Here is a 16,377-nt window from a genome sequence, read left to right as displayed (position 1 = left end):
TACAGCGCCAAACTTAAGAAGTGTATCGCGTTCTTTGGGGAGGGTCAACGGGGATGACGTTCGCTTTCTGAAACCCCTTCGTTCCCACGGGCAGGCCCGTCACGTAAATCCTTACGATTCAATCAAGTTAGAGAAGGTTGCGCATGCAGATTGTTGCCAAGCGCTTTGCTAATGTTTTTGAATGTCTGTAGGTATGCGGGCGAGAAGCAAAGGCAATAGGTCTGGCGTTGTGTCTTTGGACTGCACTCCGGCCTTTGGCAGAGCAGGAAAAAACTCTACACTAACGGGCATTCTGCTCTAAACCGAGGCCATCGCTTGCTGTGCTTCCATTCTCGACTTGCGAAGCGAGGCGACGGGATCGGTGGTTGGGCTGTACTCCATCCCGATGAAGCGGTTATAGTGCAACCTTCCCAGGGCGCGGTAGATATTTGTGTAGTCGATCTCGCCCGTTCCCGGCTCATGCCGTCCAGGAACGTCGGCGATGTGGACCAGACCGACCCACTCGATGTTTTTTTCGAGTTTTTCGATCAGGTTTCCCCCGGCTCGTTGCTCATGGTAGAAGTCGTACAGCACCTTGACGTTGGGGCTGTTGACTGCGCGCACGATCTCGAATCCTTCCTGCACCGATGTAAGGAAAATCGTGGGATTTTCGATCAGATCGATTGGTTCGATCACAATATTGATCCCGTTCTCGGCGGCAACGTCGGAAGCCCGTTTGAGGTTGTCTACAGCGGCCGCCATCTGCGCCTCCGGAGCCACACCTTCGAGCCGTTTGCCGGATTTGATGTTGATCTGCGGACACCCCAGCCCGTTGGCAACATGGCAATGTTCCCGCACTTTTGTCACAAACTCCTCCGCCTGGTTGGGAATGGCAAAGCTGGCCTGAAGACCGCTCAACATGTCGATCATCACGCCCAACGAACGCATCTTCGCCATGAGGCGGCGTTGCTCCTCTGGCGTCCACTCCTGGAAATAGCCAGTCAGCTCTACCCCTTGATAACCCGCCTCGGCGACTACTTCGATGCAACGATCGAAGGAGGGGAGCTTCAGCATGCCAATCTCGCAGGAAAATCTGGGTGCCGACGCCGAGGGTGCCGCTATTTGGGCTTCCGCGCGAAGGAGAGTTCCCTGCAATGCGGTTGCGGCAATCAATTTGCCGAACTTACGACGGTTCATAACGCTCCTGAGACCTGATAGGCGGTTGGGAGGAGTTTACCGGACCGCCGCTTGGATAGCACAAAGCCCATGTTCCAAAAGCAGGACATGAGGCACTCGGTTTATGGGTTGTTTGGGCTAGTAGCTGCGCTGGTAGATCCGGGAGATGCGGTCATGCCAGCCTAAGCCGTCGTCGTCGAGCCATGCCCAGAGGAAGCCGATGCCCAGAGGGCAGGCAGAAAGGACTGCGGCGAAGATGCGGCGGCGCATGGCGGCACGGGTGGGGTTTTCGTCGTTGAGGGTGCAGAAGGCGATACGGGCGTAACGCATTCCCGGGGTGGCCTCGGAGAAGGTGAAAAAGACGGCCTGGTAGAGAAGCGCCAGAATTGCCAGGACGCCTGCGGTGCCGATGGCGGCGGTCTGAAGGGTGATGGTGCCGATGACTGGCGCTCCGGACAGCTTGTCGAGGGTTAGGGCGAAGACCGCGGCGAAGCTGAGGAAGGCAGCGAGGAGGATGCAGCCGTCGACGAGAGCCGCCATCAGGCGGAGACTGAGCGATGCGGTGTGAATGGGAACGACAGGGTTGAAAGGGAGATTGGCGCTCTCCGTCTCGGCATAGGTGGACGCAGGACGAGCGCTGAGCAGGATGGAGGACCACTCGGGGATGATGGATTCGGCGGACTCGGCTGCGGGTGCGGTGGAGAACTGGGTCGGCTCGACCTCGAAGATGCGCAGTTGCGTAGGGTCATGAGGATGTTCGGCTTCGTCGCGGAGGGGACCCTCGGCGATGCGGGGACGGGCGCGGCGAGGGGCGACAAGCTGGCGGGGAAACTCGATGAGGTTGGCGGGAATCTCTACCGGAGCTATCGGGTCTTCAAATGTGGGCGACTGGCGGAAGGCGATCTCATCTTCGAGAGCGAGGCGCTCGTCTTCTTCGATCTCCTCGAAGGGGCTTTGATGATGATGCTGGTAGCGGCCAATGAAGGGCTCAGGGATGGAGTGAGTGCTGTCTTCGTAGAGTCGGACGGTGAGGCCGGCACTGGAAACCTGCGTTGGAGGCTCGGGTGCAACATTGTTCTCGATAACGGCCATCGGCCCTAAGGCCGGAGTTGGGGCCGTGAGTTCCCATTGGTCGAGTTCGGCGAGCAGTTCATTTTGCGCATCGGCGATGGCCTGGGCGCTGCGGGCAGCGACTTCGGCGGCGGCGTGGGCCTCTTGAATTGCGCGTTCGGCCTCGGCGGCGAGGAAGGCACGGTAGCTTTGGGAGTGGGCGTAGCGCTCGGCTACAGCGGCGGCGATGCGGGCGGCGCGGGGTTTTGCCGCGGTGGGGTGGGCTGCGGGCGATGCGGGTGCGGCGGATTGCTGGGTGTGGCGGGCGCGGTGAGCAGCGAGACGTTCGGCCACCTGCTGCTTGAGGGCAAAAGGCGTACCGGTTGCCTCGAGTTCCGGGGCGGCTTCGTCCAGTGGCTGTATGTCAAGCTGTGCAGAGCTCATTGTGCTCAAACCTAAACCCGCTTCCGTGAAATCGTTTAGCCTCAGAGAGTGGTGCGTCCAACAAGTTTCGAAACCAGCGAACGAGAGATGAGGGCCAATAAGCGAAGCCGACTGCTCTGGCGTATTCTGCCGTCGCTTAAGCTTATTGATAATTTCCCCGACAAATCTGTCGGTTACCGCGCCCTGAAAACCATTTACCTCTTGATAACTATCACGATGATTGCGGCAAGTCATCCACAGCTTCGCGCGCAAGAGGTGACGAGTGAGGCAACCCCGGCGGTGGCCGTTCCGGATGCGCCCCCCGATGCCATTACAGCCGTGCGATATCCCGAGGCCGTGGTCGTTCCCGAGGTGGAGAAAACGGCGCCCGTGGTGATGGAGTCGGACACGCAATCGAAGACGGGCGACCGGTATGTGCTGGATGGCAATGTAGTGATTACCTATGGCGATCGAAGGGTCGAGGCCGACCATATCGAATACGACAGCGCGACGGGCGAGTTGGAGATCACCGGACATCTGAAGACCACGGGCGGCGCGAATCATGAGGTAATTTCGGCGAGCCATGGAACGATCAACCTGAACAAGCAGACGGGGCGGTTCTATGATGTGGCCGGGTCGGTGGGGTTGAAGAACTCGGGACACAAGATGGTGTATGCGAATGGGCATCCCTTCCTGTTTACGGGCCGTGTTGTGGTGAAAAAAGGGCCGCAGGAGTACGAGGTATATGGCGGAACGGTAACTTCGTGCCAACTGGAGCATCCGGACTGGCTGCTCTATGCAGGGAAGTTCGAGGTGAACGGAGAGATGGCCAGCGCGCATAACAGCGTCTTCCACCTGTTCAATCTTCCCCTGCTTTATATGCCGTATGTGACGCATCCGGTGAATACGGAGGGGCGGCAGAGCGGCTTCATGATTCCGGTGATCGGGGAATCTTCGACGAAGGGTTTGATCCTGGGGGAGCAGATTTACTTCGCGATCAACCGGAGCACGGACCTGACGGTGGGCGCGGAGTATTTTTCGAGCAGAGGCTGGTCGCAGTCAGCGATGTTTCACTATCGCGGCCGGGAGAATGACTTTGTCACGGCGCGTTACAGCGGGCTGATCGACCGCGGCTATGAGAGCGGCGGACAGATTGTAAATCAGGGTGGGCAGGATGCGACGTTCGCGGGGAGGCATGATTTTTCTGCGCAGACGCGAATGGTAGGGAATGTCGAGTATCTGAGCTCGTACCCTTACCGCGAGGCGTTTACGGAGAACTTCAACCAGGCGGTTTCGACCGATATTCTTTCATTTGCGTATGGCGTGCATGAGACGGATGGGTTTGCGTCGGACGTGCGCGCGGACCGATATCAGGGGCTAAAGCGGGTCGCGGTGCCGGCGACGCCGACTACACCGGCAGTCCCTGCACAGGAGGTCCGAATCTTTCATGCGCCTGCCGTGGAGATGGCTTCGACCGACCATGCGCTGGGCAGGAGCGGCGCGCTGTGGAACTTTGAGAGTTCGGCAGCCGGGCTGAAGCGGGTACAGCCGAACTTTGTGAGCGGCGGCGTCACGGAGCGGTTCGATTTGCATCCCGAAATCACTTATCCGTTACGGCTGGGGGAGTGGAAGCTGCTGCCTTCTCTGGCGGTCCGGGAGACGATTTACAGCCGCAGCTTGAAGCAACCGGCGGTTGGGCAGAGGCCGTCCGTGGAGCATCGGGGCGGGCTGAACCGGAGCGATGTGGAGGCCCAGGTAGACGTGAGAGCGCCGGTGATTGAGCGGACGTTCAACTCGAAGTTTGTAGAGAGAGTGTTTGGCCACGACGTGCGGCATACGATCGAGCCGGAGTTCAAGTATCGCTATGTCAGCGGGGTCGATAATTTTTTGAAGGTGTTGCGTTTCGATGATGTGGACATCGTCAGCAACACGAATGAGTTGCAATATGGCGTGACGCAGCGGTTATTTTTGCGCCCGACCAAAGGGAAGGCTACGCCGTGCAAGGAGAAGGAGAAAGATACCGAGACCGACGATCCCGACACGGTGTCGAACGAGTGCGGCGCGCGGGAGTGGATCAGTTGGCGGCTTACGCAGAAGTATTTTCTGGATAAGAACTTTGGCGGTGCCGTGGTAAATGGTCGACGAAATATCTTTGATACGACGTTAAATCTTTCAGGGATTGCGTTTTTGACCGAGGCGAGAGAGATCTCGCCGCTGGTTTCGCGACTGAGGGTAAGGACCTCGGCGAAGATGGACGTGGAGTGGGACTTCGACCTGGATACGGGAGCGAAGAAGTTCACGTCCAATAACGTGCTGGTTGATCTGCATGAGGGCAACGCATTTGCCGGATTGAGCTATGCGAGGCTGAATGCTCCGGGGCGGTCCTACACGCAGGGAACGTCTTCGCAAGTCTCGAACTTCAGTCAATTGCGGTTGCTGGCGGGCTATGGATCGCCGACCAAGGTGGGGTTGGGCGTTGCGGCAAATGTGGGGCTGGATCTGAACCTTGGGTCGGTGCAGTATGGGGCGCTGCAGACCTCGTACAACTGGGACTGCTGCGGTTTGAGCGTTGAGTATCGGAAGTATGAGCTGGGTTCGGTGCGAAACGAGAATGCGTACCGGTTCAACTTCACGCTGGCAAATATAGGGACTGCGGGAAATCTGCGACGGGCGGAACGGCTTTTTTGAGCCGGGCACGGCGCGGAATGCGATGCAGGCAAATAGCCTCTGCGTGAAAGAGTCTGAGATAATCAAGGGGTGCTGACTGCTGTTCGACCCTTCCGGATTCTTGTCTTTGCCCTTACCCTGGCGGCCCTTGGCTGCCACGCACAGGTTCCAGCCACGACAAGCGGAGTGAAGCTCTCTCCCGAGTTGACACGGCGAGTGCAGGTTTTGATCCGGTCGCGTTCGGGCGTTCCGCCGGAGTACGACATCGCGGTGGGGCCGCGGACGAAGAGCGAAGTTCCCGGGTACGATGCGATTGCGGTCACGTTTTCATCCGAGGGAAAGACGAGCAAGCCGGTAATGTTTCTCCTGTCGGACGACGGCAAGACACTGGCGCAGTTCAGCAAGTTCGATATCAGCAGCGACCCCAAAAAATTGGTAAGCGATGAGGGTCGCCCTGCACGAGGAGGCCCGGAGAGTGCTCCGGTGCTGGTTGTGGGATTCGACGATCTCGAGTGCCCGTATTGCGCGAAGATGCATGAGCAACTGTTCCCAGCCCTGACGGAGCACTATAAGAACCAGATCCGCATCGTTTATAAAGATTTTCCGCTAAGCCAGCATCCGTGGGCGATGCACGCGGCGATTGACGTGGATTGTCTGGCGGCGCAGAGTCCGAAGGGCTACTGGAATCTGGTGGATTACGTCCACGCGCATGCTGCGGAGATAGGCGGCACCGAGAGAAGCGTCGCCAAGGCGAATGAGATGCTCGATTCGCTAACCAAGGCTGAAGGAACGCGGCAGAAGGTGAATGCCGACACGCTGGACGCGTGCATCGCCAAGCAGGATGAGACTGCGGTCCAGGCCTCAATGAAGCTGGGCGAGGAGCTGGGAGTCGATTCAACACCAGCGCTCTTCGTCAATGGCGAGAGGGTCGTGGGTGCGGTTCCGATGAAGTATGTGTATAAGATCATTGACAATGCGCTGATAGCGGCAGGCCAGACTCCGCCACCACCTCCGCCGGATGAACCTGTCCAGGCAACCCCGACTTCGCCGGCGACCAAGCCCGGAAACTAGCTTCGATGCAGGAGAATTGATACGTGAAGAGATTGCTGACCGATACCCATGCTGTTTTGTCTGGACGCTTGCAGCGCCAGATTTCAATTCCTGTTGCACTGCTGATGGCTGCCGCACTGTTTCCGGTGGCGGGTTGCAAGACCGAGCATCAAGCCGATGTGGTGGCGACGGTGAATGGCCATGCCATCATGAAGGCCGAGATGGACAAGGCCTATGAACAGCAGTTGGGCCAACAGCAACAGCAGCCGCCATCGGAGGACCAGGCCAATTCTCTGCGGCTGAATGTGCTGCGCGCGCTGATCGACGAAGAGATCGTGCAGCAACGCGCCGCCAAGATGAACCTGACGGCGACCAATGAAGAGGTCGACGCGAAGCTGGCTGAGATGAAGGCCCGGTACACCGATGAACAGTTCAATCAGCAGTTGAAGGCCAGCAATACAACGCTGGATGAGGTGAAGCACGATCTTCGCCGATCGCTGACGCAGAATAAGCTGCTCAATAAAGAGATCAACTCCAAGATCACGGTGACCGACGCGGACGTCGCCAACTACTTCAACCAGCACAAGTCCGAGTACAACCTGATCCAGACGGAATACCATCTGGCACAGATCCTGGTGACGAGCGTGCCGTCGGCACAGCCGGTGAATCTGCAGAACAGCAAGGCGACCTCGGACATAGAAGCCAAGAAGAAGATTCAGGCGCTGAAGAACAGGCTGGATAGCGGCGAAGACTTCGGAACGCTGGCGATGAACTTCTCCGAACAGCCGGAGACGGCTCCAAATGGCGGCGATATGGGTTTTGTTACGGCGGACCAGATGAAGGCGGACCCCGCGGTCTTTAACGCTGTGATGAAGCTGAAGCCGGGCCACGTTACCGACATTCTTCCGCTGCTGGATGCGCAGAGCAAAAAGCCGGCGGGGTATGCCGTCTACAAGCTGATCGCCATTGAGCCTGCGGGCCAGCGGGAATTGAAAGACCCCAGCGTGCAGCAGCAGATCCGCCAGCAGCTCCATGAAGGACGGTCGCAGTTGCTGAAGAACGCTTATTTCGAGATGTTGCGCGATCAGGCCAAGGTCGAGAACTTCTTTGCCGAACAGATCTTCAAAAACGACGCACACTAAACTCAAACTATGACACATGCTCCCGTACGTTTTGCGATTCTTGGCTTTGGGCACCATGCGGTGCGGCGCCTGTTGCCTGCTTTTTTACGGTCTCAAGAGACGACCCTGATGGGAATGTGGCGACGCGATCAGGAGGCGGCGGCGAAGGAGTGTGCCACGCACAACATCGCTCGTTGCTTCGCAACACGAGAGGAGTTGTGCGCTTCGCCCGAGGTTGACGTGGTTTTTATTACATCGCCGGATGCGATGCACAAGGACGATGTTTTGCTGGCTCTGCGGCATGGCAAGGCAGTCTTGTGCGAAAAGCCGCTCTCGATGAATACTGCCGAGGCGCAGGAGATGGCTGAAGCAGCCAAGGCTGCGGGCCTGCTCTTTGGCGTGGGGCAGAACTTTCGCTTCAACCACAGTCTGGCTTGGATGCGTGATCAGATTGAGGCGGGCCGCATTGGACAGCCGCAGATGGCGCATGCGGAGTATGCGTACCCAGCAGGGAATGCCCCGCGGAAGTGGATCACCGATCCGACGCTGGCTTGCGGTGGGCCCATTGCGGATGTGGGTGTGCACTGCATCGATGCGCTTCGCTATGTGCTGGGTGAAGACGTGGTGAGTGTGAGCACGCTGGCGCGGCGGGATGAGTCGTCGGGCAAGGTGGAGGCGGTTGCATCGCTGCAACTGGAGATGACCGGCGGCGTGTATGCCCATGTGTCGGTGAGTGCACGTGCGCCATACCGCACTCTGGTCGAGATTACCGGCAGCGATGGCGTGCTGGTTGCCGAAAACGGGTTGACGGTGGATCGTCCTGTGCAGTTGGAGCTGCGAAGGGCTGGGGAGCTGGTCGAGACCGTTACTCTCGAAAATGGCGATGGGTACACGCGGATGCTGGACAGCTTTGCGCAGGCTTTTCGGGGAACGGGTACGTTTGCCGCATCGGGTGAGGATGGCGTGCGTAATATGCGCGCATTGGATGCGGCTTATAAGAGCTGGCACACTGGGTTGCGCCAGACGATTTAGAGCGCACGTGGATGAAGAATCTACTCCCCATCCTTCGCGGTAATGCCGCGAAGGATGGGGGACTCGGTTTCGATGTGAATCTACAAGGAAGATGAACTAGCGAATGGCCGTTGCCAGTGCGCTGGCTTCGCCACTGCGATGAGTGTCTAGATCGCGCCTCGGCACGTCTGCGGGCGGCAGATATTTCTTATAGACGCTGATGTGGAAGCAGGACTGCTGAAACTCTTCTTCGACATCGATCTTGCCTTCCTGAATCAGCGGCAAAAGGTAGCCGCGCATCCAAGCTACTTCAGTACGTGACAGGCCGTGCTTTGCTATATCGACGGCCTGTCCGGTGAGATGGGGCGAGGCGGTATCGCCTCCAGCCGGAGCGGCGTTGCCATTGATATGTATCAGATGCTGCTGAAACTCGACGGTACGGACAGCAGAGTTCACCTGTAGCGGGGAGTGAAAGTGAGCGTAGTGAGCCCGCGCCATGCTGCTGAGGAACTCCGAGGTCCACGGGCGGGTGTAACGACGATCGGCGGGCAGACGGTCATCCACCTGCAATGCGTAACTTGTCGGTATTGGAACCAACATCCGCTTGTTTCTCATATCGAGGAGGTCCGCGTCGTTCTGAATGCGGTCGAGTCCCTCGCGGTCGGCGACTTCGTTCTGATGCAGGAGGATCTCGTGGGAGCCCTTCAGAGGTCGGGGGATGATGAGGCGCCCGCGTTTGTTGTAGAGCGCAGGGAGAACGGACGGAGCAGCGGCCTCGTCTGCAATGCTCTTCAACTGGGGTTTCTCCGGCGCCGGGCGGATGACGCTGACGACGGAAACGGACTTAGCGACAGAGCGGCTTCTGCGGGACGAGCGGCGGGAGTGGGAGACCACTGCGGCGCTTTCGGTGTGATGAGCTACAGGAGTCTCCTCGGGCTGCGATTTCACAGAGGCAGCTTTCAGGAAGTCGTCTGCCGTAGCCTTTCTGGGTGACTGATCGGACACTTCGAGTACGCGGGGCGAGGCGGCGCGACGGTGGGTGCTGGCTCTCTTTGTCAGATGTTTTCGTGTGGTGCTGGAGTGGACGCGAGAGACCCTGGCTGTGGAGGCGTGGCGATGTTCTGCCTTCGCCTTGGTGCGGGTCTGCTTGCGGACGCTGGTCGTCTTGCGCGCACGGTGGTGCGGGGGTTTCGCGAGCAGCGTGGCAGGGATGAGAAACAAGACTGCAAGCGCCAGCAGGGCCGTAAGTGGAGCGTTCAACCGCATCATGTTTTGAGAGGCGCGGAACGCCAGAGCAATTCCTACCTTAGAGACTATCTATAGCTAGTGTAAGTAATCAGATGGGTTCCGTATACTAGTCGGTAAACAGGGGGATGGATGCGGAAGTTGCTGGTGGGCTGGATTGTAGTGGGGATGGCTTTGCTGGGCTGGGGATTGCGGACAGGGACGGTACAGGCAGCACCGGACACGGCGGCGACTCCCCAGTTTTATACGACGAGCGTGCAGCCGATTTTCAAGGAACATTGCTACCGGTGTCATGGAGGAATGAACCATCGCGGTGGGTTAAATCTGGCTACGCGGGCAGGAATTCTGAAGGGCGGCCATACAGGCCCGGTTGTGGTTCCTGGTGATCCGGCGAAGAGCCTGCTGGTAAGACTGATCCGGCATGAGGGGCCGACGAATGATCCCATGCCGATGCCGCCGAAGTTGCCCAGGATTTCGAATGCGGATGTAGCGACAGTGGAGCAGTGGGTAAAAGCCGGAGCGATCATGCCGGAAGATGCGGCTCAACGGTAAATCAGTTTTCAGAGATTGACTCTTCTCCTCAGACGACAAATGCAGGGCTCTCCACTGCGGCGGGAACATCCACACCTTGGCCGAGATGACGTGTCGTTTGCAGTCGCGGAAGCGTCAAGCAATATTCCGGGGATTAGAGGGAGCGAGATTTCTGGGTAGAGCTTTGAGTTGACTCTGATACTCTGCCAACGATTTTTCGCGGCGGTGGGTGAAGGATTGCGTAAGCGACGATGAGGAACTCAGCTCGCGGCGCGCGATGCGCGAGAGGGTGTGCCAGTCGTGCCAATCGCCGCCGGATTTCTGAAGTGACTCGAAGGTGAGGGCGAGGTGGCGGGTAGAGGCAGAACCGGCTGACTCGATGATGTAGCGGGCGAGTTTAGCGGCTTTGCGAATGTCATGGAGTTGGCGATGGTTCCGGTGTATCGGAGCCGAAGTTTGGTGAGCGTACCAGTCCAGGGTGAGTTGGATCAAGTGCTCGGCAGGGATGGCAAGGGATTGGGCGGAGGTCAGCATTTCGAGCAGCGCTTTGAGATGGCGGTCGAGTTTGGACTGATGCTTGTGAACTATATCGAGAAGCCTTTCCACCGCTTGGCCGCGCTGCTGCTTGAAAAGGCTGCGGAGCTTGTGGGCTTCGTCTGATTTGGATCGGATGAGACCGCGCTGGACATCGAGGTCGCGGACACGCCCGGCGGCACGGCGAAGTTTACGAAGAAGTTTGCGAGCCTTCTTTGCTGGCTTGCGGTGCTCGGGAAGATCGGGCAGAAGCGCTAGAAGTTCGAGCTGGGCTTCGATGCGGCGGGTCGTGGTGCGAAGGTCATGGACGGGTTTGGATTTGGCATTGGTGCGGACCAGAGTGATCGCGGCTTCAAGAGTTGCGACCAGATCGCGCAAGGTGCGCACGGGATGGGCGGCGCGAACTGCCATGTGGGTAGTATGCCTGTAAATGAACTGGGTGCGCTCTTGGATTACTAATTTGGCCATAGGGTTGGATGGCCTGAGTTACGTTGCAGGTGAGATAGACTTATGCCACTTCTATGAAAAGGAACCGATAAACCGTGGTCCAGATGGTGGAGCAAGAGCCGAAAAGCTCTTTAAAGAAGAAGGTCCTCGGGTTTTTCAAGATTCTTGGCCCCGGCATTATCACGGGCGCAGCCGACGACGATCCATCCGGCATTGCCACTTATTCGCAGACGGGAGCACAGTTCGGGTTTGGCCAGCTATGGACAGCGCTTTACCAGATACCGCTTTTGCTCGCCGTTCAGGAGGCGTGCGGGCGCATCGGCGCAGTAAAGGGCAAGGGGCTTGCCGGCGTTATCAAGGACCATTATTCGCGCAAGATATTGATCGGCGTGGTGGTGCTTGTGGCTGTGGCCAATACCATCAACATCGGCGCCGATATTGGCGCGGTAGCGGCAGCGGCCCAACTGGTTGTGAACCTCCCGTTCTGGTTGTTCGCAGTTTCAGCGACGCTGGTCCTCGTGGTATCGGAAGTCTTGGTTACTTACAAGACTTATGCGAATTGGTTGAAGTGGCTCGCACTTGCGCTGTTCTCGTATCCGGCGACGGCGCTTATTGTGAAACAGCCATGGAAGCAGATTTTGTACGCGACCGTGGTGCCGCATATCGAACTCTCATTTGCCTTCTTCTTCATTATTACCGGGGTCTTTGGAACATCGATTTCGCCCTACATGTTCTTCTGGCAGGCTTCAGAAGAGGTGGAAGAACAGCGTGCGGTGGGGATGCATACAGACAAAGATGGCAAACCTCGGCTTCCGCGAAGATTCATCCGCGACATGAGGATCGATACGCTAGTGGGCATGGCATCGGCGGAGCTTGCTCAGTGGTTCATTATCATCACGACGGCGACAGTGCTGTTCAAACACGGAACGACGACGATCAACACCGCTGCCGACGCCGCCAAGGCATTAGAACCGCTGGTGCAGTCCTTTCCCAACTCGGGGCAGGTGGCAAAAGACCTGTTCGCCGTTGGTGTGATTGGCCTGGGACTGCTGGCGATCCCGGTGCTGGCAGGCTCGGCTGCTTATGCGCTGGCGGAGGCATTCGGCTGGAAGGAAGGGCTTTCGAGGAAGTTCAAGAAGGCGCGGGGGTTCTACGGAATCATCATTCTGTCGATGCTGATCGGGTTACTGCTTAATTTTGTGGGCATCGATCCGATGAAGGCGCTGGTCTTCACGGCTGTCTTTAATGGGATTGCCGCAGTGCCTCTGCTTTTTCTGATCGCGAAGATCAATGGCAATCCGGAGATATTGGGAGACCACCGGGGCGGAGCGCTGTCGCGGACCTTTGTCTGGGTAACCTTCGGGGTGATGGGCCTATCCGCAGTTGCGCTGTTGTATACGCTGGTGTTTCAACATGCCGCTCGATGAGGCAGCGGCCTTCAAGGAAGACTCGATTAATGGTTCAAGCCTGCTCAGCGGCGAAAGCCGCGTTGATTCAGCTCGATTTACGGAGGGGCTGAAGTCCAGCCGCTTCAAACGAAGGCTTAATCAGAGGTGCCTAAAGGACGCGGCTATGTTTATAGCCCCCGGCAGTGAGGGCGGCCAGCAACTCCGAGACCTGTTCGCGGCCACGCGTCTCCATGGTGATGTCGATCACGGTATCTCCAAGGTTGACTCCGTAATAGGCTCGGTTGTGCAGCGTATCCACAATGTTGGCGCGGTGATCGGCAATCAGGCGGGTTAGCTCGGCCAATGCTCCCGGCTTGTCCAGCAGATGAATCCGCAGCCGGATCAGGCGGCCATCCTGCACCAGACCGCGCTCGATGATCCGCGAGAGCAGGGTTACATCGATGTTGCCGCCGCAGACCATTACTGCCGTGTGCTCAGACTTGAGTGTCGTCTTCTTCTGAATCAAGGCAGCCAGCGCCGTTGCTCCCGCGCCTTCGGCCAAGGTCTTTTCCCGCTCAAGCAGCACCAGGATTGCGGAGGCGATCTCGTCCTCGTCGACGGTGACGATCTCGTCGACATAACGCTCTACAACAGGAAAGGTAATCTCTCCGGCGCGACGAACGGCGATGCCGTCGGCGATCGTGGTTGCCGAATCGAGCGTCACCGGGTGATGCTGCCGGACGGCTTCGGCCATGGAAGGCAGACGCGAGGTCTGCACACCGATGATGCGGATGTCAGGCCGCGACTCTTTGATGGCGCAGGCGATGCCGCCGATCAGACCGCCGCCGCCGATGGGGACCACCACGGCTTGCAGTTCAGGCACCTGCTCCAACAGTTCCAATCCGATGGTTCCCTGCCCGGCCATAACGATGGGATCGTCGAAGGGATGGATGAAGGTCATTCCCTCCACGGCACAGATGCGCGTCGCTTCTTCGCAGGCCTCGTCGTAGTTGGCTCCATGCAGCACGACCTGGGCGCCGAAGTTGCGCGTCGCCGTCACCTTGACCAGCGGCGTGGCCAGAGGCATCACGATGATGCTGCAGATTCCCCGCTTGGTGGCGTGGTAGGCTACGCCCTGCGCGTGATTACCCGCGCTGGCGGCGATGACGCCGCGAGATCTCTGCTCGGTCGTCAGCGTGGCAATACGGTTGAGCGCGCCACGCTCTTTGAAGGAGCCCGTCATCTGCAGGTTTTCGAGCTTGAGATAGATCTGCTGGCCTGTCAGCGCAGAAAGCATCTGCGAATGGGGACAGGGCGAATAGTAGATCGATCCACGCAGGCGCTCGCGCGCCGCTTGCACGTCGGCTAGGCGGATGCTCAGATTGTTGATGGCTTTGTTCACTCTGTACCGATGTTACCCGAAGGGCAATGGCCAAGCACAGCTTTGCCGGCCTTACCGTCGCTGGCGGAACCGGTTTGCCAACGCAAACTCGTCGCGAAGTTCGGGTGTGCGCAGGTTCTCGCGGACATGCGCCAGCCGCTGCTCGAGGGCGAATAAGGTATCGGCGATGGGGCCGGTATTAGTCATGGCCACGTCGCGCCACATACTGTAGGGACTGGCCCCGAGCCGCGTCGTCTCGCGGAGAGCACGGGCGCCGATGGCCCCAATCTCGGGAGCATCGCCAAACTTGTCTTCGAGCAACGCAGCCAATGCGGTCGATAACATCTGGGGCAGGTGACTGACCCAGGCGCATAACTCGTCATGCCGCGCCGCATCCATATCGAGCGTGCGCGCGCCGAAGAAACCGACCCAGTCGCGCCACTCTTTTTCCATCGGCGATGACTCAGACGTGGACGGGGTAAAAAGCCACATCGCGCCGTTGAAGAGCCGGGCCTCGGCCAGCATGGCGCCACCGGATTCCTTGCCTGCCATCGGATGCCCGGGCAGAAATGCCGCCGTATCGGCCGCCGAGAACAGCGACCTTCCGAGTTCGGTAATCTCCAGCTTTGTGCTGCCTACGTCCGTGATTAACTGTCCGCTACCGACCACGGGCGCAAGACGCTGCATCCAGTCTTTGATCGCCAATACAGGCACAGCGAGCACGATCACATCTGCCTTGCTCGCCGCCGCCAGCGCCTCTTCGGCGCTGGCGGCGGCAGCGTCGATGGCACCCATCTGCGCCGCCGCCGTCCGCTCCAGCGAACTTACGTCCCAGCCATCGATACGACCGGCAAACCCTGCCGATCGCAGGGCCAACCCGGTCGAAGCACCGATCAGCCCCGTTCCGATGATGAGAACGCGTTCCATTGTTCCAGCAGGCATGGCTAGGCGATCTTCCGCCCGACAATCGGCGCGAGCTGGCGCAACTGTGCCACGAGCTTCTCCAACTGCTCAGGATAGAGGCTTTGTGCACCGTCGCTCATTGCCTTGTCCGGATTCGGATGCATCTCCATCAGCAGACCGTCGGCTCCGGCAGCAACACTGGCCAACGCCATCGGCGGCACCAGGTCGCGGATGCCGACGCCGTGCGAGGGATCGCCGAAGACCGGCAGGTGGGTCAGCTTCTTGAGTACCGGGATTGCCGAGATGTCCATCGTGTTGCGGGTGTAGGTCTCGTAGGTGCGAATGCCGCGCTCGCACAAGATGAGATCGTAGTTGCCGCCGGAGAGGATGTACTCCGCGCTGAGCAGGACCTCTTCAATGGTTGCTGCGATGCCGCGCTTCAGCAGGCAGGGCTTGCGGATGTGGCCAAGCTCGCGGAGCAGGTTGAAGTTCTGCATGTTGCGCGCGCCGATCTGGAAGCAATCGACGTAGGGCAGCATGACTTCGATCTGCGAGATCTCCATAACCTCGGTGATGACCAGAAGACCAGTCTCATCGGCGACCTCGCGGAGCAGCTTCAGGCCTTCGACGCCCATACCCTGGAAGCTATACGGCGAGCTGCGGGGCTTGTATGCTCCACCGCGCAGAAACTTTGCGCCCGCTGCCGCTACCTGCTTCGCGCTAAGCAGAATCTGCTCCCGCGACTCGACCGAACAGGGGCCCGCCATTATGACGACTTCGTTGCCGCCGATGACCACGCCGTTGGGGAACTTGACCTGCGTGCCCTCGGGACGGAAGCTGCGGCCTGCCAGCTTGTAGGGCGACGAGATACGGTATGCATCGTGCACACCGGGCAGCACCTTGAACTCTGCGACCTCAAAGTGCTCCGGCGTTCCTACGCCGGCCAGAATTGTCTGTACCGCGCCTGTCGTGCGGTGAACATTGAATCCGAGCTCAACCATCCGCTCGATCACGCGCTGTATGTGTTCTTCGGTTGCATGGTCCTGCATCGCTACGATCATTGTTTTTGTTTCGCTCTCTTTTATCTGACTGAATTGATTTTTATGTAACTAAATTCGATCTAAATCGGGCTGTCTACGAATCCCGCCGCTGCAAGGTCCGCATCACGTCGATAATGCGCTCATACACATGCTGAATCTCGGTATCTGCCAATGGCCCCGGGTTCGCGGCGCGGACATGGTTGAACACGTCCTGCTCGCGATGCGGCTCATAGACCGGAAGGTCGGATATGCGCTTGAGTTCGCCGATTGCCTTTGCGGCCTCAGCGCGTTGACTGATGAGGCGAACGATCTGCTCATCCAGTTCGTCGATCTTTTGCCGCCAATCGGAGATATCCATGCATCAGCCTCACGTTGCAGCGGTACACACCCAGGTTTTGCCTTCCCTGACGTCGCTCGCTGCGGAAAATTGT

At 58.7% G+C, this 16,377-nt stretch carries 14 protein-coding genes; 6 read left to right on the top strand and 8 right to left on the bottom strand.

Features of this window, described 5'->3' with window-relative positions; all coding sequences use genetic code 11:
- Positions 1-297 precede the first annotated feature (297 nt).
- Together P4G45_RS01680 and P4G45_RS01675 are read right to left on the bottom strand one after the other, a co-directional pair.
- Positions 298-1,176: a TIM barrel protein gene (locus P4G45_RS01680; protein ID WP_348267967.1), complete on the bottom strand. Its 879-nt coding sequence runs from the start codon at positions 1,174-1,176 to the stop codon at positions 298-300.
- A gap of 117 nt (positions 1,177-1,293) precedes the next feature.
- Positions 1,294-2,649 (bottom strand): RDD family protein, encoded by a 1,356-nt coding sequence (locus P4G45_RS01675; RefSeq protein ID WP_348267966.1) that lies wholly within the window; start codon positions 2,647-2,649, stop codon positions 1,294-1,296.
- Between the two features lie 216 nt (positions 2,650-2,865).
- Between P4G45_RS01675 and P4G45_RS01670 the strand changes: the two genes are divergently transcribed.
- The 4 genes from P4G45_RS01670 to P4G45_RS01655 all read left to right on the top strand — a co-directional run bounded on the left by P4G45_RS01670 (position 2,866) and on the right by P4G45_RS01655 (position 8,498).
- Entirely contained in the window at positions 2,866-5,316 is a 2,451-nt protein-coding gene (locus P4G45_RS01670; protein WP_348267965.1) for an LPS assembly protein LptD, read from the top strand.
- A 69-nt stretch (positions 5,317-5,385) separates the two neighbouring features.
- The gene (locus tag P4G45_RS01665; RefSeq protein ID WP_348267964.1) at positions 5,386-6,366 is read left to right on the top strand and encodes a thioredoxin domain-containing protein; all 981 of its coding nucleotides are present in this window, start codon (positions 5,386-5,388) and stop codon (positions 6,364-6,366) included.
- Between the two features lie 23 nt (positions 6,367-6,389).
- Positions 6,390-7,487, top strand: a complete 1,098-nt coding sequence (locus tag P4G45_RS01660; protein WP_348267963.1) for a SurA N-terminal domain-containing protein — start codon at positions 6,390-6,392, stop codon at positions 7,485-7,487.
- Positions 7,488-7,496: 9 nt separating this feature from the next.
- On the top strand, positions 7,497-8,498 hold the full coding sequence (locus P4G45_RS01655; protein ID WP_348267962.1) for a Gfo/Idh/MocA family oxidoreductase: 1,002 nt from the start codon (positions 7,497-7,499) through the stop codon (positions 8,496-8,498).
- Between the two features lie 96 nt (positions 8,499-8,594).
- Here P4G45_RS01655 and P4G45_RS01650 read toward each other — a convergent pair whose 3' ends face one another.
- Positions 8,595-9,737, bottom strand: coding sequence for a DUF5715 family protein (locus P4G45_RS01650; protein WP_348267961.1), 1,143 nt, complete (start codon positions 9,735-9,737; stop codon positions 8,595-8,597).
- 117 nt (positions 9,738-9,854) lie between these two features.
- On the opposite strand from P4G45_RS01650, the gene P4G45_RS01645 reads away from it, so the two are divergent.
- Positions 9,855-10,274: a c-type cytochrome domain-containing protein gene (locus tag P4G45_RS01645; protein WP_348267960.1), complete on the top strand. Its 420-nt coding sequence runs from the start codon at positions 9,855-9,857 to the stop codon at positions 10,272-10,274.
- Between the two features lie 114 nt (positions 10,275-10,388).
- Here P4G45_RS01645 and P4G45_RS01640 read toward each other — a convergent pair whose 3' ends face one another.
- Positions 10,389-11,198, bottom strand: coding sequence for a CHAD domain-containing protein (locus P4G45_RS01640; RefSeq protein ID WP_348267959.1), 810 nt, complete (start codon positions 11,196-11,198; stop codon positions 10,389-10,391).
- A gap of 140 nt (positions 11,199-11,338) precedes the next feature.
- Between P4G45_RS01640 and P4G45_RS01635 the strand changes: the two genes are divergently transcribed.
- Positions 11,339-12,661, top strand: a complete 1,323-nt coding sequence (locus tag P4G45_RS01635; protein WP_348269202.1) for a divalent metal cation transporter — start codon at positions 11,339-11,341, stop codon at positions 12,659-12,661.
- Positions 12,662-12,791: 130 nt separating this feature from the next.
- Here the strand turns inward: P4G45_RS01635 and P4G45_RS01630 are convergent, their stop codons facing one another.
- The 4 genes from P4G45_RS01630 to pheA all read right to left on the bottom strand — a co-directional run bounded on the left by P4G45_RS01630 (position 12,792) and on the right by pheA (position 16,304).
- A complete protein-coding gene (locus P4G45_RS01630; protein WP_348267957.1) occupies positions 12,792-14,024 on the bottom strand; it encodes a threonine ammonia-lyase in 1,233 nt (410 codons plus the stop codon).
- 51 nt (positions 14,025-14,075) lie between these two features.
- Positions 14,076-14,945, bottom strand: coding sequence for a prephenate dehydrogenase/arogenate dehydrogenase family protein (locus P4G45_RS01625; RefSeq protein ID WP_348267956.1), 870 nt, complete (start codon positions 14,943-14,945; stop codon positions 14,076-14,078).
- A gap of 2 nt (positions 14,946-14,947) precedes the next feature.
- On the bottom strand, positions 14,948-15,967 hold the full coding sequence (aroF, locus tag P4G45_RS01620; protein WP_348267955.1) for a 3-deoxy-7-phosphoheptulonate synthase: 1,020 nt from the start codon (positions 15,965-15,967) through the stop codon (positions 14,948-14,950).
- A 73-nt stretch (positions 15,968-16,040) separates the two neighbouring features.
- A complete protein-coding gene (pheA, locus tag P4G45_RS01615) occupies positions 16,041-16,304 on the bottom strand; it encodes a chorismate mutase (RefSeq protein ID WP_348267954.1) in 264 nt (87 codons plus the stop codon).
- Positions 16,305-16,377: the final 73 nt, after the last annotated feature.

This window comes from Edaphobacter paludis, from assembly GCF_039993895.1.
In the GTDB taxonomy this organism is placed as follows: Bacteria; Acidobacteriota; Terriglobia; order Terriglobales; family Acidobacteriaceae; genus Edaphobacter; species Edaphobacter paludis.
Note: the sequence above shows the minus strand (reverse complement) of the source record. Positions and strands in the feature narration are given on the sequence as shown.